We start from the raw sequence: 25,505 nt of genomic DNA, 5'->3' as shown, positions 1-25,505 counted from the left end.
ACGCTCACTGTGGGGTCTTCAGAATGTTCCTTTCCCACAGGACTCTGAAAAAACTTCTATGAATTTACAACGCACGCAGAAAATCGCTTTTTATTTTCAAGGATCTCGTATTTTTCTGCAGCTTAGTGTAGTTTTCTGTTCCGAAGAGACGTTAATGCAACACTTTACTGAAAAAGATAAGTACACAGTTACTTGATAAGCGGTTTATGACTTTTTTTCGGAATAAATAATCTGCTGGATCATAATTTGTATTGTTATTGTTGGTCTAATCCCCTTAATGCATATTTCCAACTAGCGGTTAAAATACACTACGACTCCTGCGGGAACAGCACGAGTCTGAAGATCCACTAAGTAAAGCGTCTTTTGCTTTACTTAGTTAGCTGAAGCCGTGCCCCATAGCCGTCAAGCTAAGCACTACGGTTTAAAGAACTAGAAAAATACGATACCCTAACGGATAAGAAATAGTTATTTGGAGGGGATGTCGATGTATTTCAAGAAAGAAATGGAGCCATTTATTCAAGGCATTCATCAAGTGTTATCAGTCTCTGAGGTGCGTCAATGGGCGCGTGAAATAGGCTTTGTTCAACGCCAAAATAAATTAAAGCCAGAAGATTTCTTAAGTATTTGTGCCTTTTTAAAAGAAACAGTAGGCTCTAGTGGTTTGGGGAATCTATGTTCAAGTATCACGCGCATATCCGGTGCGGATATATCTAAACAGGCCCTACATCAACGTTTCGATGCGAAAGGTGTTGCCTTTCTCCAGGGGATTTTTAATCAACTAGCTGAACAACAAGCTATTTTTATGCGTCCATTATATATAGATCATTTATTTTCTCGTATCCGTATTTTAGACGCCACTTCTTTTGGTGTACCTAAAAATGATCCAGATCACCCGGATGGTGCCAAAATCCAATTAGAATATGAACTATTTGAAGGGAAATTTCTGCATACATTCCTTTATGACCAAACAAAAAGCGACCAACATGCAGCACGGGAATTGGCAGACACAATTGAACCAGGAGATCTTATCTTGCGCGATTTGGGTTACTTTTCTGGGGAACACTTGAAGAAAATAGATCGTGCAGGTGGCTTTTATATCTCACGTGTCCCTGCCAATATGACGTTTTGGACATGGGATAAAAAAGGGAAGATGATGCAAATCAAACCAGAAGAAGATGCAAAAAAATTGGAACATGGAGAAGCGATAGATTATGGGCACATTCAAATCGGAAAGAAAGGGAAAAACACACTCCAAACACGTCTGGTCGTGCAACAATTAACCGAGGAACAAAAAAAGAAAAGAGAGGGGTATTTACAAAAGAGAAGGCGGAAAGGGGGTCACACCCAATCCGCCACCAAAAAAAATCAAATCCAAATCCTTGCCACCAATATAACATCGGATCAGGTAGAGATGCAAGAGCTATATCCGATTTATTCGTTGCGTTGGCAAGTGGAAATTCTATTTAAAACATGGAAATCATTGTTTCATATCGACAAGGTGCGCGCAATGAATCCTGAACGGTTTGCGTGCCATTTATATGGTACGTTAATTCATATTCTTCTATCATCTATGATTGCTTTTCAATGTCGGTATTATCTTTATCAGAAGCATCAGATCGAAAGCAGTGAGTTCAAATCTATCGATCATGTGAAAAGTGCCATTGAAGAGGATCAAGGCCAAGCGTTGTATCATAGCGATTCCTTTATTACATTGATAAAGAATATCTATCAAAATGTCTACAGGCATGGAAGGAAAGATCATCGCTATAAGCATAAGAGTCCTTTTGATATTCTAAATCTTGCGTATGAAAGAACCGTTAAAGCAGCATAGAACAACTGTATAAAATTTCCACAATAAAGCAGGAAACGCTTCTTATTTACCTTGTTGTAAAATAATTCAATATTTAGTAAAAAGTTGTTTGGACACTGTTTTGTTTTTCTATATTTTATCCTTAGCTTGACGGCTATGAGCCGTGCCCGCGGAAAGCGTAGTGTATTTTTAGAGCGAAATGTAACAGCACGTTACGACAGAGTCTATGCTTATTTAGTAATAAATCATTTTTAAAAGCTTAATGCAATATAACAGCTATAATACAAACTAAAACAGTCAACGATTAGCAAGTTTATTTAATGAGAAAATGGAGCTAGTAACTTTAAACAATTTACAAAAGGAAATTTAGATATAGTATACATACGATAAAGTTATCAGAAATGTTAAAATAGTATTATAATCACAAATAATGTTAATCTTCTTCACGTTAAAAGTGAGTTTTTAGATATAGAAACCGAAGAGAGGAATGAAAATCATGAGTTTAGAAGAATTAAACAAACGAGTGAAAACCGACCTTTCCTATCTTGCGTTTGGTGGTTCTGACTGGGTACGCCCACTTGACCATAAAGAAGGTCATGTCTATGATGCGATAATTGTTGGAGGTGGCCAAAGTGGTTTAGCCGCAGCTTTTGGAATTCTTCGTGAGAGAGTATCGAATATTTTAGTCATTGATGAAAACCCTGATGGATTGGAAGGACCTTGGGAAACGTATGCTCGAATGGTTACGTTGCGTACCCCTAAACAGTTAACTTCAATTGATTTGGGTATTCCATCTTTAACATTCCGTTCTTGGTGGGAAGCACAATTTGGACCAGAAGAATGGGAAGCAATTGATAAGATTCCGCGCGGTGATTGGATGAATTATCTTCGTTGGTATCGTACAGTTTTGAATTTACCTGTTATAAATAAAGTGAAGTTAAATCTTATAGAGCCAGTAGAAGAAGGCTTACATCGACTACATATTGAAGGTAGTGGAGCACCCTCAGATACAATACTTGCACGTAAAGTAGTTCTAGCTACTGGGATTCAAGGTGGTGGCCAGTGGTATGTTCCGCCAATGATTTCAGATAATTTGCCGAGTCATCTTTATGCACACACATCGAAACCAATTGATTTTAAAAAACTAAGAGGCAAGAAGGTTGCTGTCTTAGGTGGTGGAGCATCTGCTTTTGATAATGCTAATTTTGCATTAACAGAAGGTGTTGATCAAGCACATGTATTTGTCCGTCGAAAAAAGATGCCACGTATAAATCCAATTCGACAAATGGAGGCTTCTGGATTAATTGAACGTTTCCCAGCCTTGTCTGATGCAGATAAATATGCTGCTATCTCTCATTTCTTTAAGCATAATCAACCACCAACAAATGATACATTTAGTCGTGCAACATCCTGGCCAGGTTTTAATCTACACTTAGGTGCACCGTGGTTAAGTGTAGAGCAGAAGGATGAAGGTGCATTAGTTAAAACGCCTCAGGGTGAATACTATTTTGATTTTCTTATTATAAGTACCGGTCTTTTAACCGATCCAGCTTTACGACCAGAGTTGAAACTTGTAGAAAACCATATTGCCCGCTGGGGCGATTTTTATGATGCACCAGATGAAGTCGCAAATCCTGTGTTAGACGCGCATCCATACCTAAGCCCTGGCTTTGCCTTTATAAGCCGAGATGAAAAAGGGAAGAAACGTTTACATGGATTATTTGCTTTTAATTATTCCGCATTAATAAGTTGTGGGATCTCAGCTTCCGCACTTTCAGGGATGCGTTTTGGTATACCTAATCTAGTAGAAGAAATTTCTAATCAACTTTTTCTTGATGATCGCGAAGACATTATGAAGAATTTCTTTGACTATGATGAAGAAGAATTTGTAGGAGAATGGCTGGAAACAAGTAATCAATCTCATTAATATCTTTAGGTCCTATCCAGATGAAAGGTGGATGGGGCTTTTTTTTGATTACGAGAATATACTGAATGTCTCTGAATTAATCACAAATACGCCTGTATAAAACATAAACTATCCTAGTCTAAAACTAGGAGGTAAATGATGTATCCATATTATAATCAATATCAATCGTTAAATCAGTTTTATAGAGAGTCTCCATATTTACATCCATATCCACAACAATTAAATTACTGGGGGCGGCAACCATTCACAAGAGGCCAAGCAACATGGACAGAAGGAGGACGTGTTACGCAATGTGGTATGCCTTGGTCTCATAATGAATATATGACAGCAGCTGTAGGTGTGAATTCGCCTTATCAATGTGGGCAAACGTTAAAGATACGTGAGCTTTTCTCCCAAACTTTAAGAGAAGTTATTGTGACAATTGTTGATAAAGTACCTGGATTCCCAGCTGATAAAATTAACCTACACCGAAAGGCATTTGAAGCATTAGGTGCAGATCCAGCGGTTGGCGTAATAAATATTGAATTTGAATCTTCACCAGAAGTAGAGGAAGCAGAATGGGGAAAATATTTATTGGAAGTTACTGAGGTAGCTTATCCGAATTATAATATAACAGAATATAATTTTGTTAAGAAAACAAATCCAGCACCAAATCAAACAAAGGAAATCTATCACTATATTTTACAATCACCTCAAGAAAGAGTTAAAATCCAAGGCACGGTAATTTATAATTCAAACACTAATCGTGTTGAATCCTTTGATATTAAAGAAATATAAGATTGAAAAAGCCCAATCCACGTATAATGCGGATTGAGCTTTCAATTTTTTAATCATTTATTCAATTCATCAAAATTCATGTTGAACCATAAGGGGTCATTGTTATTAACATCACCATTATAGTTAATTAGCAATTCTTCACCAGCTTTTATATCTGTGTGAGCAAAAAATACAAAGGTATGATCTGGAAAGTTTATATCGTAATCGGTATTTGGAGTATAGGAATGATTAAACAACATGCCATATCCTAAAACAACCGCGGTATGATTTTTACCATATTCAAATACGTAATCATCCAGTACTGTTTGTTCTATGTGTTCGTGCTCCTTGTTTGGATAAGGAATAACAGGTGCAATATGTACTGTTTCTCCTTTTTTTATGTCGCGTGTAGCGAATACGCCTCGATTGAATTCCCCGTCGCTTAATGTAGATGTCTTTATCTCAATCATTTAGGTCACCTGCGATTTCCTTTTATTTTATTCATATGTACTCTATTTTGACAGTTGCTATTAGCGAACGCAACTGGTTGTACTTGAAATTTATAAAAGTTAATAGATTTATGGCCTTTTTAAAAAAACATCCTAAATTTTGTATGACAAATTCATTATCTTATGATATGATGAACCCGAAAATCAAATAAGCAAAACCACAAGGGGAGCTAAAATGCTGAGAGTGAACACGTTGTTCTAACCCTTCGAACCTGTTAGTTAATGCTAGCGCAGGAATGTGGATCGTGATATGTAGATTTGCGTTTACATATCTGTTCTCCCTTGAGGTTTTTTGTTTAAAAAAGGGGAGTTTTTTTTATGAAAAAATTAAGTTTAATTATGTTGATTGAGGCGTCCTTTTTTGCATCATTGGCGTTTGTTTTTGATTTACTTCCGTCGATTCGGCTTTCTCCATCGATTTCAATTTCTTTTGCTATGGTTCCAATTTTAATTTTAGCGTTTCGATGGGGGATTAGGGTTAGTTTAATTTCTGGCTTTATCTGGGGTATTTTACAAGTTATCTTGGGTGATGCCTATATTCTAACTCCACTTCAGGCATTTATTGAATATTTTATTGCCTTTGCTTTTATTGGTTTTGCAGGTCTATTTTATAAAGTCATTCAATCGAACCTGAAGATGGGGAAAAAGAAAAAAGTGTTATTTTGGGTTATTACCGCGACACTTGTTGGTTCTGTTGCACGTTACTTTTGGCACTTTGTTGCTGGATTTATTTTTTGGGGAGAATACGCGCCTGATGATATGAACGTGGTGTTGTTTTCATTGATTACAAACGGGATTACCATGTTGGGTGCCTTTGTTTTATGCGCGATCTTATTGGTGCTTTTGATCGGAACTACTCCGAGATTAATTGAGCGAAAATAAACTAGTTTTAACTCCCCGTTTTATAAATGGGGAGTTAAAACTAATAGCTGTCTGCTGCGCTTTTAATATAACCAAGCAGTAAAATAGTTAGCGTTAGGAAGCCAACAATTAAATAGTTAAATAAGCCATTAGAGAGATCAAGTAAGTCTATTAATTTTTGATCCGTCAAAATCATTTCCCCGGCTGTCCACGCAAGAATACCAGCACCAATATAAGCTATCCAACGATATTTTTCTAATACTTTTACGATTAGTTTCGATCCGAATATCATAATAGGAATGCTAACCATCACCCCAATGATAATCATACGAATATCCCCATGCGCCGCACCTGTAATAGCAACAACATTATCCAGACTCATTACCGCATCTGCAACAATGATTGTCGAAACAGCTTTTAATAAACCAGTATGTGAGGTAATGGTAGCTTCCTCTTCTTTTTCAACAAGTAAATTATACGCTATCCAAAGAAGTAATAAACCACCAATTACATTTACAAAAGGAATTTGCATTAAATAAATGATAATAACTGCAAAAAATATTCGGAGCAGAACAGCGCCAATCGTGCCTAAAAGTATTGCTCTATTTTGATGTCTTTTTGGTAAAGACTTGGTGGCCATTGCAATCACAACAGCATTATCACCGGAAAGAACAATGTCAATTGCAATAATTTTTAATAATGCAATCGTCGCAACAGGTGTTATTGAGAATAGTAATGGGAAAAAGTCCACTTTTTGTTCCTCCTACAGAAATTTAAGATGGATAAGCTAAGTTGTCCATAACCAATTCTATGAAGAAACTTGAAATAGTAAACCAAAAAAAGTAGAAGTTTTTTAAAGTATTTATTCTTTTAATTGTTCTCTTTTAAATATCCATACATAAATTAACCCCGCAAAAAATAGAAAACCTCCATAACCAACAGTAGGATATAAGTATTTAACCATAGCAGAAAAGCCAATTTGACTGAATAAAAAAGCTGCTAGTGTTGTGCCTGCAATCACCCAAATTCGAAAGCGTGCAGCGATAAAGTTCATTCTTGAAACAAATCCATATAAATTTCCGACCGCAGTGGTATATACTTCAGCAAATAATACAATAGCAAAAATTAGTTGAATAAATGGAGCAATTTTAGAAGCTATAAGAATCATGGGCACTTCCACATTTGAAACACTATCTAAATTCGTTAAAATACTGAAAAAAATAGCAATGATCCCTATCCCTAAACCTAATCCACCTAATAAAGCCCCCCATAGTAGGGTTTTTTTATTTTTAGCTTTCGCCCCCATTGGTGCTAATACTGCAACGGCAATCACAAGATTATAAGAAGCGTAATTAAGAGCAGAAATGAACCAATTTGGTGCAGCGCCTTCAATGGACTTCGATACTTGTAAATCTGCAGCTGTAATTGGATTTATTGAGATACTATAGATAGCGATAAAAAGAACAGAAACTAATAATACTGGAACAACATAACTGATGGCATTAATAACACCTTTCATTCCAGTTATAACAGTTAGTAGTGAAATAATTGCCATTAAGATCGTCCCCCATAAGGAGGCTAACTGAAATTGTTGATCAAAGATTGCACCGGCTCCAGCTATCATGGCTGCTAAAGCACCGAATAGAAAGACTGTAATAATAATATCGATGATCGTACCAATAATTTTTCCGTTAGTAAATCGCACTACCTCTACATAAGAGCTAACATTTAATGCTTTACCAATTACTAAAATCGTATAGCCGAAAAAGAAAAACAAGAGCGTTGCAAAGGTAAGTCCAAATAGGCCATTTATTCCATATGCACTAAAAAACTGGAGGACTTCTTGCCCGGAAGCAAAACCAGCCCCGACAACGGTTCCAATGTAAGTTGCCGCCACTTTAAATACATTAATCTGTGTAGATGATTCATTGTTCATTTCAATTCCCTCCAAATGCTAATCAGTACATAGGCTTTACAAAATATGTTGTTTTACACATCAAAATAGAAGGCAATTGATGGCTCGAATTAAAGATGAATTTATTATCATGCATGATTATGCAAAAAATGCAAAAACTATGAATACTCAAGATTAAATTACATTTGTTATTAAGAAGGGATGTTGTCATGAAACAGTACGGTTATCCTACTCCTCAAGGATTATATCACCCAGAAAATGAACACGATGCATGTGGTATTGGAATGATTGCCAACATAGACGGTAGGAAAACGCATGATATTGTTCAACATGCAGTTACGATACTTTGTAATCTAGAACACCGCGGGGGACAATCAGCAGATATCAGTACCGGTGACGGTGCCGGCATTCTCACACAAATTCCAGATGCTTTTTTTCGTGATAAATGTGAGGATTTAGATATCGAGTTACCAGCCGAAGGGAAATATGCAGTTGGTATGGTCTTTCTTCCACAAGAACCTGATATAAGAAGAACAAGTGAGCTTAAGCTCCAGCAGATTATTGCCGAAGAAGGTCAACAGTTTCTTGGATGGCGTACGGTCCCAGTTAATGACGCATATGTTGGGGATTCTGCTAAAAAAGTAAAACCATTTATTCGGCAAGTTTTTATTGCGCCTTCAACTGAATTAAAAAGTCGAGAAGCTTTTGAAAGAAAGTTATATGTTATTCGAAAACAAGCGGAGAATAAATTAAAAGGTCTTGCTAATAAAGAAGATACAGAAAATACATTTATCTGTAGTTTATCGACGTCTACAATTGTTTACAAAGGAATGTTAATCCCAGAACAATTAGATTCCTTTTACATTGATTTAAATAATCGAGACTTTAAATCTGCACTTGCTATTGTCCATTCTCGGTTTAGTACAAATACCTTTCCAAGTTGGGAAAGAGCGCAGCCAAATCGATTTATTGCACATAATGGCGAGTTTAATACAATCAGAGGTAACGTTAATTGGATGAGCGCGCGGGAGTCACTTTGCAGATCTAATGCTTTTAATCAAGAAGAACTTGAAAAAATTCTACCTGTTATTGATATGGATGGCAGTGATTCTACGATGTTTGATAACTGTTTTGAATTCTTGCATCAATCTGGAAGGTCATTAGCACACACCGCAATGATGATGATACCAGAGCCGTGGGTAAATGATCTTGAAATGAAGGAAAACGAAAGAGCCTTTTATGAGTATCATAGTACACTTATGGAACCGTGGGATGGTCCGGCCGCAATTATTTACACGGACGGGAGAAAGATCGGGGCTAGTCTTGATCGTAATGGATTACGTCCTGCTAGATATTATATTACAAAGGATGGCATGATTGTCTTAGGATCAGAAGTTGGTGCATTAGATATTTTGCCAGAGGATGTTGCATATAAAGATAGACTCCAACCAGGAAAAAGGTTACTCGTTGATTTAGAAAAAGGGGTGATCATACCAGATGATGACGTGAAACACTCCATTTATAAAGAACATCCTTATGCAGATTGGTTAGCCAAATACAAGTTAAATTTAGAGGATCTGTCTGGATCAGAAGTTAGTCTGGATCGTATAAGTACTACTGAATTGTTAGAACAACAAATTGCGTTTGGTTATACAAATGAAGAATTAAATAAAATAATCAAACCAATGGTAACGGATAAAAAAGATCCAGTTGGTTCAATGGGGTATGATTCGCCGTTAGCTATCTTATCTAAAAGACCACAATTACTATATAACTATTTTAAACAGTTGTTTGCTCAAGTTACAAATCCACCAATTGATGCAATTAGAGAAGAAATTGTAATTGCTGTTGAGACTACGATTGGGAAAGAAGGCAATTTAGTTGAACCAGAACCGGAAAGTTGTCGACACATTCGCTTGCAAACACCGATCTTAACGAATGAACAACTAGAGACACTTCGACATAATGAACTAGAAGGATTCAAAGCACATACATTACCGATTTTATTTGATAGTTCGAATAAACAGGATTTACAAGATGCTCTTGATCAATTGTTTGCAGAAGCAGATCAAGCCATCGAAAAGGATTATACCTTGTTAATACTATCAGATCGTGGTATTAATTCGAAACGTGCAGCTATTCCAGCTTTATTAGCTGTCTCTGGTTTACACCACCATCTAATCCGAAAAGGTTTGAGAACAAAAGTAAGCATACTAATTGAAACTGCAGAAGCTAGACAAGTCCATCATTTTGCAACACTTTTAGGTTATGGTGCAGAAGGAATTAATCCTTATTTAGCATTTCGTTCTTTGGAAGGTCTAATTGAAACTGGAGACTTACGCGATACTTCTTTAGATGAAGCGGTAAAAATATACATTCATTCAGCTACGGATGGTGTCGTTAAAGTTTCATCTAAAATGGGCATTTCTACGATTCAAAGTTATCGTGGTGCACAAATTTTTGAGGCTGTTGGTATTCATCCAGTAGTGATTGAGAAGTATTTTACTAGAACAGCTTCTCGATTAGGTGGTATTGGATTGGATATGATTGCACAAGAGGTACTAATGCGGCATAAAAAAGCATTCGAACGTTCGCGTGGTGGAGAAAAAGGTTTAGAACCAGGGGATGATTTTCAATGGCGTCAGAATGCAGAAGATCATCAATATAATCCGCATACGATTCATTTACTGCAGAGTGCTTGTCGAACAAATAACTACGAATTATTCAAGCAATACTCAGGGATGATTATTGATACGGATAAAAATTTACAATCATTACGTGGCTTGCTTGCTTTTAAGAAAACAACACCGATACCAATTGATGAAGTCGAATCAGTAGAAAAGATATGCAAGCGATTTAAGACAGGTGCTATGTCATTTGGTTCAATTAGCAGTGAAACACATGAATCATTGGCTATTGCGATGAATCGAATTGGTGGAAGAAGTAATTCTGGTGAGGGTGGAGAGGATCCTAGTCGCTATATTCCTGATGAAAACGGTGATTTAAGACGAAGCGCGATTAAACAAGTAGCATCAGGACGTTTTGGTGTATCAAGTAATTATCTTGTTAATGCAGATGAAATTCAAATTAAAGTAGCACAAGGAGCAAAACCTGGTGAGGGAGGACATCTCCCAGGTAAAAAAGTTTATCCGATGATTGCAGAAGTTAGAAATTCAACGCCAGGTGTTGATTTAATATCTCCACCTCCACACCACGATATTTATTCGATTGAAGATCTAGCTGAATTGATTTTTAATCTAAAAAACGCAAATCCAAAGGCTCGGATTAGTGTCAAACTTGTCTCTGCAGTTGGGGTAGGTACGATCGCTGCAGGTGTTGCAAAAGGACGAGCTGATCTCGTTTTAATTAGTGGATATGATGGTGGAACAGGTGCTGCTCCAAGAACGAGTTTAAAACATACTGGGATGCCTTGGGAAATTGGTCTAGCAGAGACGCATCAAACTTTATTAATGAATCGATTACGAGATAGAATTGTTGTCGAAACAGATGGGAAAATGATGACAGGCCGAGATGTCGTAATTGCAACCCTTTTAGGTGCAGAAGAATATGGTTTCTCGACTGCCCCATTGGTTGTTTTAGGTTGTGTAATGATGCGGGTTTGTCACTTGAATACCTGTCCTGTTGGTATTGCTACTCAAGATCCTGTACTGCGCAAGAAATTCGCAGGTTCACCAGATCACGTCGTTAATTTTATGCGCTTTATTGCACAAGAAACGAGAGAACTAATGGCTGAGTTAGGATGTAGAACGATCAATGAGATGATTGGTCGAACAGATCTATTAGAGAAGAAAGTAGCGATCGATCATTGGAAGACAAAAAATGTCGATTTATCCGCATTACTTTATAAACCAGATGTACCAGAAGCTGTTGGTCGTTATCAAACTGTTGAACAAGTTCATGGACTTGATAAAACATTAGATCAACAAGAATTAATTCCATTATGTAAAGACGCACTTGAAAATAAACGAGCTGTGACTCTTTCATTAGGAATACGTAATATTAATCGCGCGACTAGTACGATGTTAGGTAGCGAAATTACTAGGCGATATGGTATAGAAGGTTTACCGGAGGACACCATTCGTTTGAAATTTAGAGGATCAGCAGGGCAAAGCTTTGGTGCTTTCATTCCAAAAGGATTAACACTAAACCTTATTGGTGATGCCAATGATTATGTTGGCAAAGGCTTATCAGGTGGGAAAATTATTGCACGACCATCACGTAAATCCTCATTTTCTCCAGAAGAAAATACGATAATTGGCAATGTTTCTTTTTACGGTGCTACTAGTGGTGAAGCATATATTTATGGCGTAGCTGGAGAACGTTTCTGTGTGCGAAATAGTGGCGCCAATGTTGTTGTTGAAAGTATCGGTGATCATGGTTGTGAATACATGACGGGTGGCAAGGTAGTTGTATTAGGACGAACTGGCAAGAACTTTGCTGCTGGAATGTCAGGTGGTATAGCTTACGTACTTGATGAACAGGGAACTTTCCAATCAAAGTGTAACAAGGAATTAGTACAGCTCGAAACAATAGAAGATAAAACAGAAGCAGAAGCCGTTTTTCAACTTATAAAAAAATACTTAGGTTATACAGAAAGTAAAAATGCGCGAAGAATAGTGGATAACTGGGAAAAGGTTCTACCAAAGTTTATCCGTGTTATACCGAAAGATTATCTGGAAATGAGAGAACGAATTAGCAACTTAGAATCCAGTGGACTATCGAAAGATGAAGCGGCAATGACAGCATTTGAACAAGGATTTGAAGCCGTACAATCAATAAAGTAATGGAGGTGAACGAATGGGAAAGCCAACTGGTTTTAAGGAATATAAACGTCAATCTACGCCAGAACGCGATCCTTTATCACGAACAAAGGATTGGAAAGATTATAAGTTGCCAATGCCAGAAGCAGAGTTGAAAGAACAAGGGGCTCGGTGTATGGATTGTGGTATTCCAACCTGTCAGACAGGAACGGATATGAATGGACACACTTCTGGATGTCCAGTTTATCATTTGATTCCAGAATGGAACGATCTCGTTTATCAAGATCAGTGGAAGGAAGCGCTGGCTCGCGAACTTAAAATGAATAATTTCCCCGAATTTACTGGTATGGCTTGTCCTGCCCCTTGTGAGGGGGCATGTGTGTTAGGGATTAACGAGCCTCCAGTTGCAATTCGGTCAATAGAAAGAGCTATAATTGAAAAAGGTTTTGATGAAGGATGGGTAAGGCCAGAGCCACCTAGTGTAAGAACAGAGAAAAAAGTTGCAGTTGTTGGCTCTGGTCCAGCTGGGTTGGCTGCCGCAGCTCAACTAAACAAAGCAGGTCACCATGTTACTGTCTTTGAACGTTCGGATCGTATTGGTGGATTGCTTACGTATGGTATACCGGAAATGAAGCTTCCGTATGAAGTTGTTAAACGTCGTGTTGATCTGTTAGAGAAAGAGGGCATTGCATTTATGCCTAATACGGATGTAGGAAAGGATTACCCAGTTAAAGATCTGCAAAATGATTTTGATGCTGTTATCCTTTGTGGAGGTGCAACCCAACATCGCGATTTAAAGATAGAAGGTAGAGAACTCGGGGGTATTCATTATGCAATGGATTTCCTTCATACAAACACGAAAAGTCTACTGGACTCTGAATTAAAAGATGATAACTATATTTCAGCTAAAGCTAAAGATGTCATCGTTATTGGGGGTGGTGATACTGGAACAGATTGTCTCTCAACAAGTATCCGCCATAATTGTAAGAGCTTAACACAATTCGATTACAATCAGAAAAAACCTGCTGAAAGACAAGCAGATAATCCGTGGCCGGAGTGGCCGATCATTCATCGTGTAGAATATGGTCACAAAGAAGCAAAAGCTGTATTTGGAACAGACCCTCGTGCGTACACCGTCCAAACGAAGAAGTTTGTTGGTGACGAAAACAACCAGGTGAAAGAAGTCCATACTATCGATGTGGAACAGTACATCGATGAATTCGGTAATAGAATAAAACAAGAGATTCCAGGAACAGAAAGAGTTTGGCCAGCACAGCTTGTTTTATTAGCAATAGGTTTTACAGGACCAGAACAAAGTTTAATTAAGGAAATGAATGTAAAGACAGATTCAAGATCAAACGTAAAAGCAGATTATGGTCAATATAAAACAAACCTCGATGGCGTATTTGCAGCTGGGGATATGCGCCGAGGTCAGAGTTTGATTGTTTGGGCAATCAATGAAGGAAGAGAAGCGGCTAGAGAATGCGATCGTTTTCTCATGGGTAGTACACAGTTACCATAAGTGTAGGTAAAGTTAGTAAAAAGTGTATAAACAGCATAAAACATCAATTCTCTGTTATAATGATTGTACAAGTTTCATCATAGTAATGGAGGTCAATAAATGGGAAAACGAATATTTTATTTTCTATTAACAAACATTCTAGTAATGACGACAATTGTAATTGTCTGGTCACTACTTACAACATTTACAAATATAAGTGGTTCATTTGAGAATGCCGGTGGTGGATTAGGCATTAATTATGGGTCGCTAATGGTATTTAGTCTACTTATTGGTTTCGCGGGAGCGTTTATTTCATTAGCAATGTCGCGTTGGGTTGCAAAGAAAATGATGAAAGTAAAGGTTATCGATCCAAGTGGTCAATTAGCAGCACATGAACGTGCTGTAGTTGAAAAGGTACATCGTTTATCACGTGCAGCAGGCCTCGTTCATATGCCAGAGGTTGGAATTTATCAATCAGCAGAAGTTAACGCTTTTGCGACAGGACCTTCTAAGAAACGGTCACTCGTTGCGGTTTCAGTTGGTCTTTTGAACACGTTAGATGATGATGCGGTTGAAGGCGTTATTGCACATGAGATCGCACACGTTTCCAATGGTGATATGGTCACGATGACATTATTACAAGGTGTGGTCAATACATTTGTCGTCTTTTTATCAAGAATTGTCGCGATCGTTGTATCGCGTTTAGTTCGTTCAGAAATGCAAATGATTGTACGCTTTGTATCGATTATTGTTTTTCAAATTCTATTCTCCATTCTTGGCAGTATGGTTGTTAGTGCATACTCACGCCATCGTGAATTTCACGCCGACCGTGGAGGTGGCGATTTAGCTGGGCGCGATAAAATGGCACATGCCCTTCGTTCATTAAAAGCACATGTGAGCCAAGCAAAAGTTAATGATCGCACAGATGATGCAGCTGTTCAAACAATGAAAATTAATGGAAAAAGTGGCATATCTAAGCTTTTCTCCTCTCACCCTGATTTAGATGAGAGAATTGCACGATTAGAACAGCGCTAAGTTAAATTTTGAATATCAAAGCCATCCCGTAATTTATTTTACGGGATGGCTTTTTTAGTGTGAAAGCAGGTGAAAGTTTTTTAAAAACGCTGCTGCTTTCTAAAAAAATGTTAATTACGACAGAATTAACATAAACTCTGTGAAACTGTGTTAAATTGTCCACTGATCCGTTACAATAGCAACGAGTTTCCAAATGTCATGCTCATTTTGTTCGAAGACCAGATTAATACTGGACCAATCGATTCCTTCGTATTCATCTGAACCTTCTGTATAAAATTCAACAACTTTTGATTCTGGGAATACTTCCTCAATATTATTTATCATATTACCACGTTGCTCAAATGAATCAACAAGCACCTCATCAGGATTTAGCAGCGGCTCTGCATCGATAAACTCCTCAACATATTCTTCTGAAGTTAGCTCGATAGGTTTACCACTACCATCATAGTTACCCCACAGATAAGTATCCTCGTCTTCCAATAAATTTGTTACTTCGTTTTTTTCGAATGTGATTGCATTCTCTTCAACGTAAACATAAGGAGAGAATAATAACCCTTTCTCTTCATGGACAGTATTCGAAATAAACGCCATTTCTTTGTTAGCTAGTGCGCGGATAATTTCTTCTGCTTTTTGTTCCACAGAAACCTGTTGATCAAGTTGTACTGATTCAATTTCACTGATAATCCATTTATCTTCTCTCCATTTAGCATGATAAGTCATTTCGACATGACCGATTAATTCATTTTGTTGTTCTTGAATGATTGTATAATGATCCGCTGCAACCTCTTCCGTCTGAAAATCTTCCTCTTCTGCTAACCAAGTTGGGCTATCTTTTGCGATTAGATAGATTTGACCATCTCTTTCCTCTATATAAGACTCTGTCATCCAATCTGCCAAATCTCCTGACATAACTTCCTGAAAATGATTTCTGACATCATTTATCGATTCGAATTCTGAAAGTAGACCATCTTGATCAGAAGAATCTATTAACGTCACAAAAGCTTGTCGATAAGCTTTCATAACATTTAATGCTGTTTCATCAGTGAAATCCTCCATTTCTTGATCATCGTTTTGTTCGTCAGTAGGCGCTTGTTCCTCCTCATTGGATAAAGTTGAATCAGTCGTATTATTATTTTCATTACTTGAGAATAAAGTTATTCCAAAATAGATAATGACTGCTATTGCTACAACAGCTAGAATTCCAATAATTATTTTTTTCATGATAGGTACCCCTTTTTAGTAAAGTGACTTTATGATTTCTATAGTAAGAGTTTAACCTTTTACTTAACGCGATAAACTTATGTACAACATTAAAAAAGTCAGACAAGTAAATGTCCGACTTTTTTAATGTTAAGCTTGCTTATGGTTGCGCTGATAAAAATAAATACCTATGCCTGATCCAAGAAATAATATGCTTATGAACAGCCAGTTAAACATATTAGTTGCGGTATTAGGTAAGATTGCTCCCATCTTTTTAACTTCTTTCTCATCTACCGATGAATTATCATTTACTAGTGGAACAGGAAACTCAGATTCGGTTTTATCAAATACGGTATTCTTTGTGTTTTCAGAACTAGTATTTCCTGATGATTCAGTAGAACTACTACTATCTTTATCTGTTTCATCGGTTGTAGGATCTGGTGTTTCGTTATCTATTGTCTTAGGTGGAACAGTATTTTCCTCTTCTTCTTCTTGAGGAAGTTCATTATCTTGTAGGTCATGATCGGCATCACTTTCTATAGCCTCAGCGACACCAGTTATCGTGTTATCCTCTTTTGTTAGCGTATAATATACCTCTTCACCACTCCAAAAATGAAATGTTACTTTTGTTTCACCATTATTTAATTCATTAAAAAAGTTTTCTGTAAATAAAATTTCATTGCTATCATAAGACGGTGAGAAAGTATAACCAAACTCTTTAAAAGTTGTCCAATTTTGAGGACCCGCAGGTGTGCCATCTTGATACACAGTTTCTACTGTTGCAAGTTGATCACCGTTAAATGAAGTCGGAATAGCAAAGTCGCTTATTGACCCAGTGCTGTCTTCAAGTACAGGTTTCTCATAACTAATTAGGTTGATCGACCAATCTGCACCCTGACTAAACTTTATGGTAAGTACTGCATTCGTTCCTAATTCGTCTGAAGCAGTGAGTTGTGTTAGCAAGCTTTCTTTTACTATTAAAATATCCCCATCTAGTTGATAATCCTGCCCAAGTGTAAGTTCTGTATTATTCAATTGAAGGGAGATGAAAGTATTCCCATTTAGATTTAATGGAAGTGGTTCGTCTTCAATTGTGTCTAGTCTATTTAAATAGATAAAGTCGTTTTCTGCTGTTGATGAGCGAGTCATCCAGCTAGCTTCCATCATATTAAAAAGTTGTTGATCAGCCCATTCAAGTGATGTTCTTCCTAAATGTTGTCCATTATCCCACAGCATATGCGTAAAGTCTTTTTCTTGCGCATAGTGCATCATATATTCAAAGTACTTTAACTTTTCCCCTTGTTGAATGACACCTGTGTGTGTATCAAAACCTAATAATCCAAATTCGCCAATGATGACTGGTATACCATTAGCAGTAAAAGTGTTATGCACGCGATCAAATGTGTTTATAATATCATTTTTTGTATCGTCATCAAATCTTGTATATCCAGCGATATTTACACTGAAAGGCCAAAATCCATAATAGTGAACAGTAGAAATTAAATAAGGATCATCCAATGCAACAATTGACTGATACAAGCCATCCAATTTTTCTTGTTCCGAACCTGTATCTAAAGTAGGTAATACGAGTGGACGGATACTATTATTTCCACCTGATCCTCTTACAATAGTATAAAAGGATGTGTTTAATTCATTTAAATAATTTTGACTCTCTGTTGCTGATGCAGTGAAACGTGGTTCATTAATGCTTTCGAACATAAGGTCAGTAGAATAATCTTTAAAATGGTTGGAAAGTTGTGTCCAAATTGCATTATAACGCGCTAAAGAAGCATCATGATTTTGGCTCATACCGGATTCTAACCAAATCCATGAGTCATGATGAATATTTATCATGACTTTCATATCAGCGTCTAGCGACCAATTAACTGTATTTGTTACACGCTCTAAAAACGCAGGATCAATCTGATAATCAGGCCCAACTCCCATACGTTGATCAAAGGTTATAGGAATTCGAATACTTTTGTACCCTTCTGCAGCAAGCGTATCAATTAATTCCTTTGTCACAGGTGGATTTCCCCACGCGGTTTCATCTAGACCAACAGCATCAAATGAGTTTCCTAAGTTCCAACCAGGTTGCATTTCTTTCACGTAAGATTGAATATCGACTTCTTCCCCCTCAGCTGCAAAACTAAATGAGGGACCAAGGAAAATAAAGAAAAGAACTGCCACAAATAATACTTTTGCGTAATTTTTCAAAATAAATCCTCCTTTTACTAAATAGAATAGATATACTTTAGTTGGAACGACAGACTTGTTGCACCTCCTTCATTTTAAGTGATTTATCATTGAAAACGCTTTCAAATTAAAGTTACCACACGAATTGTAAAGTAAATACCATAAAATAAAGAGATAAATACCTGTAAAAATTCTAGCTTTTATCCTAAGAAATTAGATTTAAAGTATTGTGGACAGAATGAATAATAAAAAACCATGGTCACTAGTAATTTTGTGATTTATCTACTACAAGATACTTGAAATCTCTTTTTTTCAGTTGTTCAACTGGATTTTTAATAGAAACGATATATGAAGAAATACGATAACGTCCTTTTTACGAATCGAAATTACTTTGCTATGCTAAGTGAAATTAGGCAAGCCACAAAATATCAGAGAAAGGAATGAATGAAGAGTGAGCGAAAAAGTAAGTGAGTATATGTTATTAGATTCTAAAACTGATTATATTATTAAAAAAATTTTTGCAGGGAAACAGCCAGAAAATAAGATTATTTTAGTAGCCTTTCTACAAACTATTTTAGAAGAAAAAATAACAGCTATTATTAATATAAATGTAACCGAAGATAAACTTTCAAAAATAACTATGAAAGTTAAGACAGAATTAGATGAATACATAGATGTTGAGTTACAGGTTCGCAATGTCGATCATTATCGTAATCGTTCTATATACTATAAATCCTCTTTATACAGTGAGAAAGTTGCTGAAGCAGAGACTTATTACAAATTAAAGAAGTGCGTCTTTATTAACATACTGAACTTTAATTTGTTACAGGAAACCGAAGATTATCATAGTGTTTTTAAAGAAAGGAAATCAATAAGGGACATAGAGGTTCATTATTTAGAATTACAAAAATTAAACGTACAAGAACCGTTAACGCCATTAGCTGAATGGTTGTTTTTCATTCGTAATCTGGAGGTGGAAGATACATTATATAAAATCAAACAACGAAACAAGATAATCAAAATGGCAGATGCTATGTTACATAGCGATATAGTTACTGATTTTTATCGTATTTCTCCTGAACAATATGAGATCAATAGCGTTAAAAAGACGATGAAAGAGGAGATTGCTATAAAAATGATCTTTGAAGGAATGGATTCTCCACTTATTACAAAAATAACAGGATTCGATGAGAAAGAAATTAGGTTAATAAAAGAAAATTGATCACAAACAACCCCACTTGATCATATAATGCAAAAGATGATCGCAAACAATCTGTAATTGCTCATGAACCTCAAAATGTAATCATACATCAGAAAAAGTGAACGAAAATCCTCAAAAAAGTGTTCATACGTGTATAATAAACCTAACATCAATTAAAAAAGGGTGAAAGCGTATGAATGAAGCAGAAAAATCAAAAATGTTAGTTGGTAAAGAAGCAGCAAAATATGTTAAGGATGGTATGAAGGTTGGATTAGGTTCTGGATCTACTGCGTATTGGATGGTTAAATCGTTAGGTGAACGTGTTCAAGAAGGTCTTAGTATTGTAGGGGTTCCTACTTCAGCACAGACAGAGAAGTGGGCGCAAGAATTCGGTGTTCCAACTACTAATCTATCAGAAGTTAGTGCATTAGATATTACAATAGATGGTGCAGATGAAGTAGATCAAAATCTTCAGCTAATCAAGGGTGGAGGTGGAGCGCTATTACGTGAGAAAATGGTCGCCATCGCTGCAAAAAAACTCCTTATTATTGTTGATCAATCTAAAGTAGTTGATCATTTAGGGAGTTATCCATTACCACTTGAAGTTACTCCATTTGGATGGGAGCTCACTGCAAAGCGAATAGCTGCATTAGGTCAGGAACCAATTATTAGACTTAATGGAAAAGAATATTACCTGACAGATAACGGCAACTATATACTAGATTGTAAATTCGGAAAAATTACACAACCAGAAAAGTTACACGAACAATTAATACAAATAGTAGGAGTTGTAGAAACAGGATTATTTATCAATATGACAGATACAGTTATTGTGGGTAATCAGGGAGAAATTAGCGTCCTTGAAAAGAAATAAATGTACATTATTTTCTACGCGCTTGTCTTGAGGAAAATAACGAATTGAATTGTCAGAATTAATGTGAAAGTCCACTTTTATCTATTGACTTTTTATCTGAGTAGTAATATGATTTGTACAATGATAAAACTAATTATATAAAGCGTTTCTTATCAAGAGAGGTGGAGGGACTGGCCCTTTGATACTTCGGCAACGGGTCTATTTTAGATACTGTGCTACATCCAGCAAGTGGCATACACTTGAAAGATAAGAAGATGGGTGAATGATAGATGTACGGACCTCTCTTCTGAAATTAAGAAGAGAGGTTTTAATATGAAGGGAGGAGAATATAATGAATAATCAACTATTATATGAAAATTTCTCTGTCGACCCGTTTATAGATTTTAATCCTACTGATGATACTAAAGGTGCTGCTAGAATAGTAGAGTGGGCGTATGAAACATATGGTGAATCCATCGTATATGCTTGTAGCTTTGGTGCAGAAGGAATGGTGCTAATTGACTTAATTGCTAAAGTGAAAGAGGATGCGGAAATTGTATTTCTCGACACAGATCTTCACTTTCAAGAAACCTATGATTTAATAGATGAAGTTAAAAGACGTTATCCAAAACTTAAAATTAACATGAAAAAACCGGATTTAACAGTAGATGAACAAGCAGAAAAACATGGTTCTGCATTATGGAAGAGACAGCCTGATCAATGTTGTTTTATTCGAAAAATCAAACCACTAGAAGAAGCACTTAGCGGTGCAACAGCGTGGCTTTCTGGTTTAAGAAGAGAGCAATCAGTAAGTAGGAGTAATACCAACTTTGTAAATAAAGATGACCGTTTTAAATCAATTAAGGTGTGCCCATTAATTTATTGGACTTGGGATGATGTTTGGGCGTACATTGAAGAAAATGATTTGGCTTACAATAATTTACATGATCAAGGTTATCCAAGTATTGGGTGTATCCCATGTACGTCAGCAGTTGGTGCCGATGGAGATAGTCGTGCTGGAAGATGGCAAGGTTCAAATAAAACGGAATGTGGTCTACATGTAGCAAAAGAATAAAGCAAGTATTAATCCAGTCAGAGGATCAATTAAGGTGAGATTCTATTTTTTAATTTTTAATTCCGACTAAACTAATTTGAATACAAAGGTTATGGCCGAGATCTTAGCGAATAGCCCTTTTTAAAAAGGTGTTGTTTGGGAGGAAGTGCATGATAGGTTAGACGCAACTTATCATCACTTCCTCCCCTCTATAAAAGAGACATATGAAGAACTGTAGAAGTACTTAGATAATAAAAGGAAACTAGATCATTAGTTGACTTCTTTTATAAATAGAATCGTATACATTAGTGGGGTGATATTTTTGAAATTTCAAACGACAAACAGTATTTTCAATCAAGAACAAGTAGAGCTACTAAATCGCCTTGTACCATCGTTATCAGAACAACAAAAATATTGGTTAAGCGGTTATTTAGCAGTTTCGCAGTCAGATTCATTAGCACAACAACCTGAAGCGGAAGTAGTCTCTGTTAAAAAAGAACCAGTAGAGGTAACCGTGCTTTATGGAACAGATACTGGTAATTCCCAGGGATTAGCTGAAAATATGGGTAAACAGCTAGAACAAGATGATTTTGTTGTTACGGTTTCTTCACTAGAAGATTTTAAACCGAAGAATCTAAAAAAACTTAAAAATTTATTGATTGTGACGAGTACCGATGGAGAAGGAGATCCCCCAGATAATGCTATCTCTTTTTATGATTTTCTACATGGTCCAAAGGCTCCTAAACTAGAAGATCTACGTTTTTCCGTTCTCTCATTAGGTGATAGCTCTTATGAATTCTTTTGTCAAACTGGAATAGACTTTGATAAACGTTTAGAAGAATTAGGTGGAGAGCGTTTATATCAGCGTGTCGATTGTGATTTAGACTTTGAACAACCAGCTGAGGAATGGTTTTCAGGCGTATTAGCTATTTTGAAAGAGTCCCAGGGCGGAGAACAACAAGCAAGTGAAACTGTAACACCTCAAACAGATACAGCAACTGATGGTCACACATATTCGAAGAAAAATCCATTTACAACAGAAATATTAACTAACCTTAACCTTAATGGACGTGGATCAAATAAAGAAACACATCACCTCGAATTAGATTTAGAAGGATCTAATTTACAATATGAGCCCGGTGATAGTCTAGGTATTTATCCTGAAAATGACCCAGTATTGGTAGATCAATTGATTGAGAAAATGCAGTGGGACCCTAATGAACTTGTGTCTATCGATAATGTGGATCACGAGGATCGCCCATTAAGAGATACGTTAATCTCAACTCTCGAGATCACAATTTTAACGAAACCACTGTTGGAGAAAATTGCTGCATTCACGGGTAGTGAAGCATTAACTAAACTTGCCCAGTCGGATAATAGAGAAGAGATTAATGATTACCTTGAAGGAAGAGATCTGATTGATGTAGTAGAAGATTTTGGTCCATGGCAGGTTTCGGCAGTCGACTTTATTAAGTTGCTACGCAAGATACCAGCACGTCTTTATTCGATTGCAAGCAGTTTAAAGGCAAATCCTGATGAGGTTCATCTAACTCTTGGTACTGTTCGCTATCATGCCCATGGTCGTGATCGGGTTGGTGTTTGTTCAGGGCAATGTGCTGACAGATTAGAAATTGGTGATAGTTTACCAGTTTTTGTTCAACGCAATGATAGATTTAGATTGCCTGAGGAAAATGATAAACCGATTATTATGATTGGAGCAGGTACTGGTGTTGCACCATATCGAGCTTTTCTTCAAGAACGCGAAGAGATTGAAGCTGATGGTAAGGCGTGGCTGTTTTTTGGGGATCAACATTTCGTTTCGGATTTCCTTTATCAAATTGAATGGCAAAAGTGGCTTAAAGATGGTGTTCTATCAAGAATGGATGTAGCCTTTTCACGTGATACAGATGAAAAGGTCTATGTACAGGATAGAATGCTTGAACAAAGTAAAGAACTTTACCAATGGATACAGGATGGCGCACATGTGTATGTTTGTGGGGATGAGAAGCATATGGCAAAAGATGTTCAGGCTACATTGTTAGCTATTTTTGAAAAGGAAGGCAACATGAATACTGAACAAGCAGAGCTGTTTCTAACTACAATGCGCAAAGAAAAACGTTATCAACGTGACGTATATTAATTTTTCAGTAAGGGGGATAAATGATGACAACAAATAAAACAAGAGTGCAAGATCAACCTTTAGATGAAATGGAACAAATTAAAGAAGACAGTAATTTCCTTCGTGGAACGCTAGTAGAAAGTTTTGCAGATCGTCTTACTGCGAGTATTCCTGATGCTCAAACTAAATTATTAAAATTTCACGGTAGCTATCAACAAGATGATCGTGACGTTCGCCTAGAAAGAAAACAAAAAAAACTAGAACCAGCATACTCCTTTATGGTGCGGGTCCGTGCACCAGGGGGTGTCGCAACTTCGGAACAATGGTTGGCAATGGATGAGATTTCACAACAATACGGCAACGGTACGATGAAACTTACGACACGTCAAGCTTTTCAAATCCACGGTATATTAAAGTGGAATATGAAAAAAAGCATGCAAGCGATGGACGCCGTATTAATGGATTCACTTGCAGCTTGCGGTGATGTGAACAGAAATGTAATGTGTACAGCTAATCCATATCAATCAGATATTCATGCAGAAGTATACGAATGGTCAAAAAATTTAAGTGATTATCTTTCACCAAGAACAAAAGCTTATCATGAGATTTGGCTTGATGGAGAGAAACAAATTGATAGTCGTGAAACAGATGAAGAACCGATGTATGGTAAACACTATTTACCTAGAAAATTCAAAATAGGTATTGCTGTACCGCCATCAAATGATGTTGATGTTTATTCCCAAGATCTCGGTTTCATCGCAATTATAGAAGATGATAAACTGCAAGGCTTTAATGTGTCTGTTGGTGGTGGTATGGGTATGACTCATGGCGATACTGCTACATACCCACAATTAGGACGCGTAATTGGTTTTATTCCAGTTGATAAAATAGTAGATGTTGCTGAAAAAGTGATTACGATTCAACGCGATTTTGGAAATCGTTCTAATCGTAAGAATGCTAGATTTAAATATACGATTGATCACTATGGACTTGATTGGTTTAAACAAGAGTTAGCAGAAAGACTTGGTTATGAACTTGACGAGGCGCGTTCTTTTAGCTTCGATCATAATGGCGATCGTTACGGTTGGTTAAAAGGCGATGGTAAATGGCATTTAACATTATTTATTCAAAATGGACGAATTGCTGATACAGAAGATTATAAATTGATGACAGGTTTGCGTGAAATTGCTAAGGTTCACAAAGGTGATTTCCGTTTAACAGCGAACCAAAACGTGATTATTGGTTCTGTAACTGCAAAAGACAAACCTAAAATAAACAAATTGGTTAAAGAATATGGTTTAACAGATGGCAAACAAAATTCTGCCTTACGAAGAAATTCAATGGCATGTACATCGTTTCCTACATGTGGTTTAGCTATGGCTGAAGCTGAAAGATACCTCCCATCTCTAATTGATCAACTCGAATTAGTCATTAATGAAGTTGGGTTAAGAGAAGAAGAAATTATTATCCGAATGACAGGTTGTCCAAATGGTTGTGCACGTTCTGCTTTAGGGGAAATTGGTTTTATCGGTAAAGGACCTGGAAAATATAATATGTATCTAGGAGCAAGCTTTACTGGTGATCGTCTAAGTAAGATGTATAAAGAAAATATTGGAGAAGAAGAAATTTTAAATACGTTAAAACCAATGCTTCAATCCTATGCAAAAGATCGTAATGAAAAAGAGCACTTCGGTGACTTTGTTATTCGTCAAGGCTATATTGCAGCAGTGGAATCAGGCTTAGATTTCCACGCGTAATAATTGATTCACTCAAAACATATTGGAGGT

At 36.7% G+C, this 25,505-nt stretch carries 17 protein-coding genes and 2 riboswitches; of the genes, 12 read left to right on the top strand and 5 right to left on the bottom strand.

From position 1 onward, the window contains the following. The first annotated feature begins 484 nt into the window (after positions 1–484). From DM447_RS14995 to DM447_RS14985, 3 genes are all read left to right on the top strand, one after another. The gene (locus DM447_RS14995) at positions 485–1,831 is read left to right on the top strand and encodes an IS4 family transposase (protein ID WP_162632662.1); all 1,347 of its coding nucleotides are present in this window, start codon (positions 485–487) and stop codon (positions 1,829–1,831) included. A gap of 475 nt (positions 1,832–2,306) precedes the next feature. Next, positions 2,307–3,737, top strand: a complete 1,431-nt coding sequence (locus DM447_RS14990) for a flavin-containing monooxygenase (protein ID WP_112181996.1) — start codon at positions 2,307–2,309, stop codon at positions 3,735–3,737. Between the two features lie 138 nt (positions 3,738–3,875). Continuing rightward, positions 3,876–4,514, top strand: a complete 639-nt coding sequence (locus DM447_RS14985) for a DUF3889 domain-containing protein (protein WP_112181995.1) — start codon at positions 3,876–3,878, stop codon at positions 4,512–4,514. Positions 4,515–4,567: 53 nt separating this feature from the next. On the opposite strand, the gene DM447_RS14980 is transcribed toward DM447_RS14985, so the two are convergent. Continuing rightward, positions 4,568–4,963 (bottom strand): SET domain-containing protein, encoded by a 396-nt coding sequence (locus DM447_RS14980; RefSeq protein WP_112181994.1) that lies wholly within the window; start codon positions 4,961–4,963, stop codon positions 4,568–4,570. Positions 4,964–5,155: 192 nt separating this feature from the next. Then, positions 5,156–5,256, top strand: a riboswitch (TPP riboswitch). A 64-nt stretch (positions 5,257–5,320) separates the two neighbouring features. Here DM447_RS14980 and thiT point away from each other — a divergent pair. After that, the gene (thiT, locus tag DM447_RS14975; RefSeq protein WP_112181993.1) at positions 5,321–5,884 is read left to right on the top strand and encodes an energy-coupled thiamine transporter ThiT; all 564 of its coding nucleotides are present in this window, start codon (positions 5,321–5,323) and stop codon (positions 5,882–5,884) included. Positions 5,885–5,924: 40 nt separating this feature from the next. On the opposite strand, the gene DM447_RS14970 is transcribed toward thiT, so the two are convergent. Together DM447_RS14970 and DM447_RS14965 are read right to left on the bottom strand one after the other, a co-directional pair. Then, a complete protein-coding gene (locus tag DM447_RS14970; RefSeq protein WP_112181992.1) occupies positions 5,925–6,614 on the bottom strand; it encodes a TerC family protein in 690 nt (229 codons plus the stop codon). A gap of 111 nt (positions 6,615–6,725) precedes the next feature. After that, the gene (locus DM447_RS14965; RefSeq protein WP_112181991.1) at positions 6,726–7,799 is read right to left on the bottom strand and encodes a YkvI family membrane protein; all 1,074 of its coding nucleotides are present in this window, start codon (positions 7,797–7,799) and stop codon (positions 6,726–6,728) included. Between the two features lie 188 nt (positions 7,800–7,987). Here DM447_RS14965 and gltB point away from each other — a divergent pair, with 188 nt between their 5' ends. The 3 genes from gltB (at position 7,988) to htpX (ending at position 15,095) form a co-directional block, all read left to right on the top strand. Next, complete coding sequence (gene gltB, locus DM447_RS14960; RefSeq protein ID WP_112181990.1) at positions 7,988–12,583, top strand: glutamate synthase large subunit; 4,596 nt, start codon at positions 7,988–7,990, stop codon at positions 12,581–12,583. A 13-nt stretch (positions 12,584–12,596) separates the two neighbouring features. Beyond that, the gene (locus tag DM447_RS14955; RefSeq protein ID WP_112181989.1) at positions 12,597–14,081 is read left to right on the top strand and encodes a glutamate synthase subunit beta; all 1,485 of its coding nucleotides are present in this window, start codon (positions 12,597–12,599) and stop codon (positions 14,079–14,081) included. Between the two features lie 99 nt (positions 14,082–14,180). Further along, positions 14,181–15,095 (top strand): protease HtpX, encoded by a 915-nt coding sequence (gene htpX, locus DM447_RS14950; protein WP_112181988.1) that lies wholly within the window; start codon positions 14,181–14,183, stop codon positions 15,093–15,095. 150 nt (positions 15,096–15,245) lie between these two features. On the opposite strand, the gene DM447_RS14945 is transcribed toward htpX, so the two are convergent. Then, positions 15,246–16,316 carry a hypothetical protein gene (locus tag DM447_RS14945; protein ID WP_112181987.1) on the bottom strand — a complete coding sequence of 357 codons (1,071 nt, stop codon included), beginning with the start codon at positions 16,314–16,316 and terminating at the stop codon, positions 15,246–15,248. Between the two features lie 129 nt (positions 16,317–16,445). Then, on the bottom strand, positions 16,446–18,512 hold the full coding sequence (locus tag DM447_RS14940) for a cellulase family glycosylhydrolase (protein ID WP_241964534.1): 2,067 nt from the start codon (positions 18,510–18,512) through the stop codon (positions 16,446–16,448). A gap of 430 nt (positions 18,513–18,942) precedes the next feature. Between DM447_RS14940 and DM447_RS14935 the strand changes: the two genes are divergently transcribed. From DM447_RS14935 to cysI, 5 genes are all read left to right on the top strand, one after another. After that, the gene (locus DM447_RS14935; RefSeq protein ID WP_112181986.1) at positions 18,943–19,713 is read left to right on the top strand and encodes an Rpn family recombination-promoting nuclease/putative transposase; all 771 of its coding nucleotides are present in this window, start codon (positions 18,943–18,945) and stop codon (positions 19,711–19,713) included. 172 nt (positions 19,714–19,885) lie between these two features. After that, positions 19,886–20,566 carry a ribose-5-phosphate isomerase RpiA gene (gene rpiA / locus DM447_RS14930; RefSeq protein WP_112181985.1) on the top strand — a complete coding sequence of 227 codons (681 nt, stop codon included), beginning with the start codon at positions 19,886–19,888 and terminating at the stop codon, positions 20,564–20,566. Between the two features lie 146 nt (positions 20,567–20,712). Next, a riboswitch (SAM riboswitch) is annotated at positions 20,713–20,819 on the top strand. 78 nt (positions 20,820–20,897) lie between these two features. Continuing rightward, positions 20,898–21,620, top strand: a complete 723-nt coding sequence (locus DM447_RS14925; RefSeq protein ID WP_198663133.1) for a phosphoadenylyl-sulfate reductase — start codon at positions 20,898–20,900, stop codon at positions 21,618–21,620. Positions 21,621–21,921: 301 nt separating this feature from the next. After that, the gene (locus tag DM447_RS14920; protein ID WP_112181983.1) at positions 21,922–23,739 is read left to right on the top strand and encodes an assimilatory sulfite reductase (NADPH) flavoprotein subunit; all 1,818 of its coding nucleotides are present in this window, start codon (positions 21,922–21,924) and stop codon (positions 23,737–23,739) included. Between the two features lie 23 nt (positions 23,740–23,762). Next, complete coding sequence (gene cysI, locus DM447_RS14915; protein ID WP_112181982.1) at positions 23,763–25,475, top strand: assimilatory sulfite reductase (NADPH) hemoprotein subunit; 1,713 nt, start codon at positions 23,763–23,765, stop codon at positions 25,473–25,475. The last annotated feature ends 30 nt before the right edge of the window (positions 25,476–25,505 follow it).

This window comes from Paraliobacillus zengyii (assembly GCF_003268595.1).
Lineage (GTDB): Bacteria > Bacillota > Bacilli > Bacillales > Amphibacillaceae > Paraliobacillus_A > Paraliobacillus_A zengyii.
This window is presented reverse-complemented; position numbering and strand designations above follow the sequence as displayed.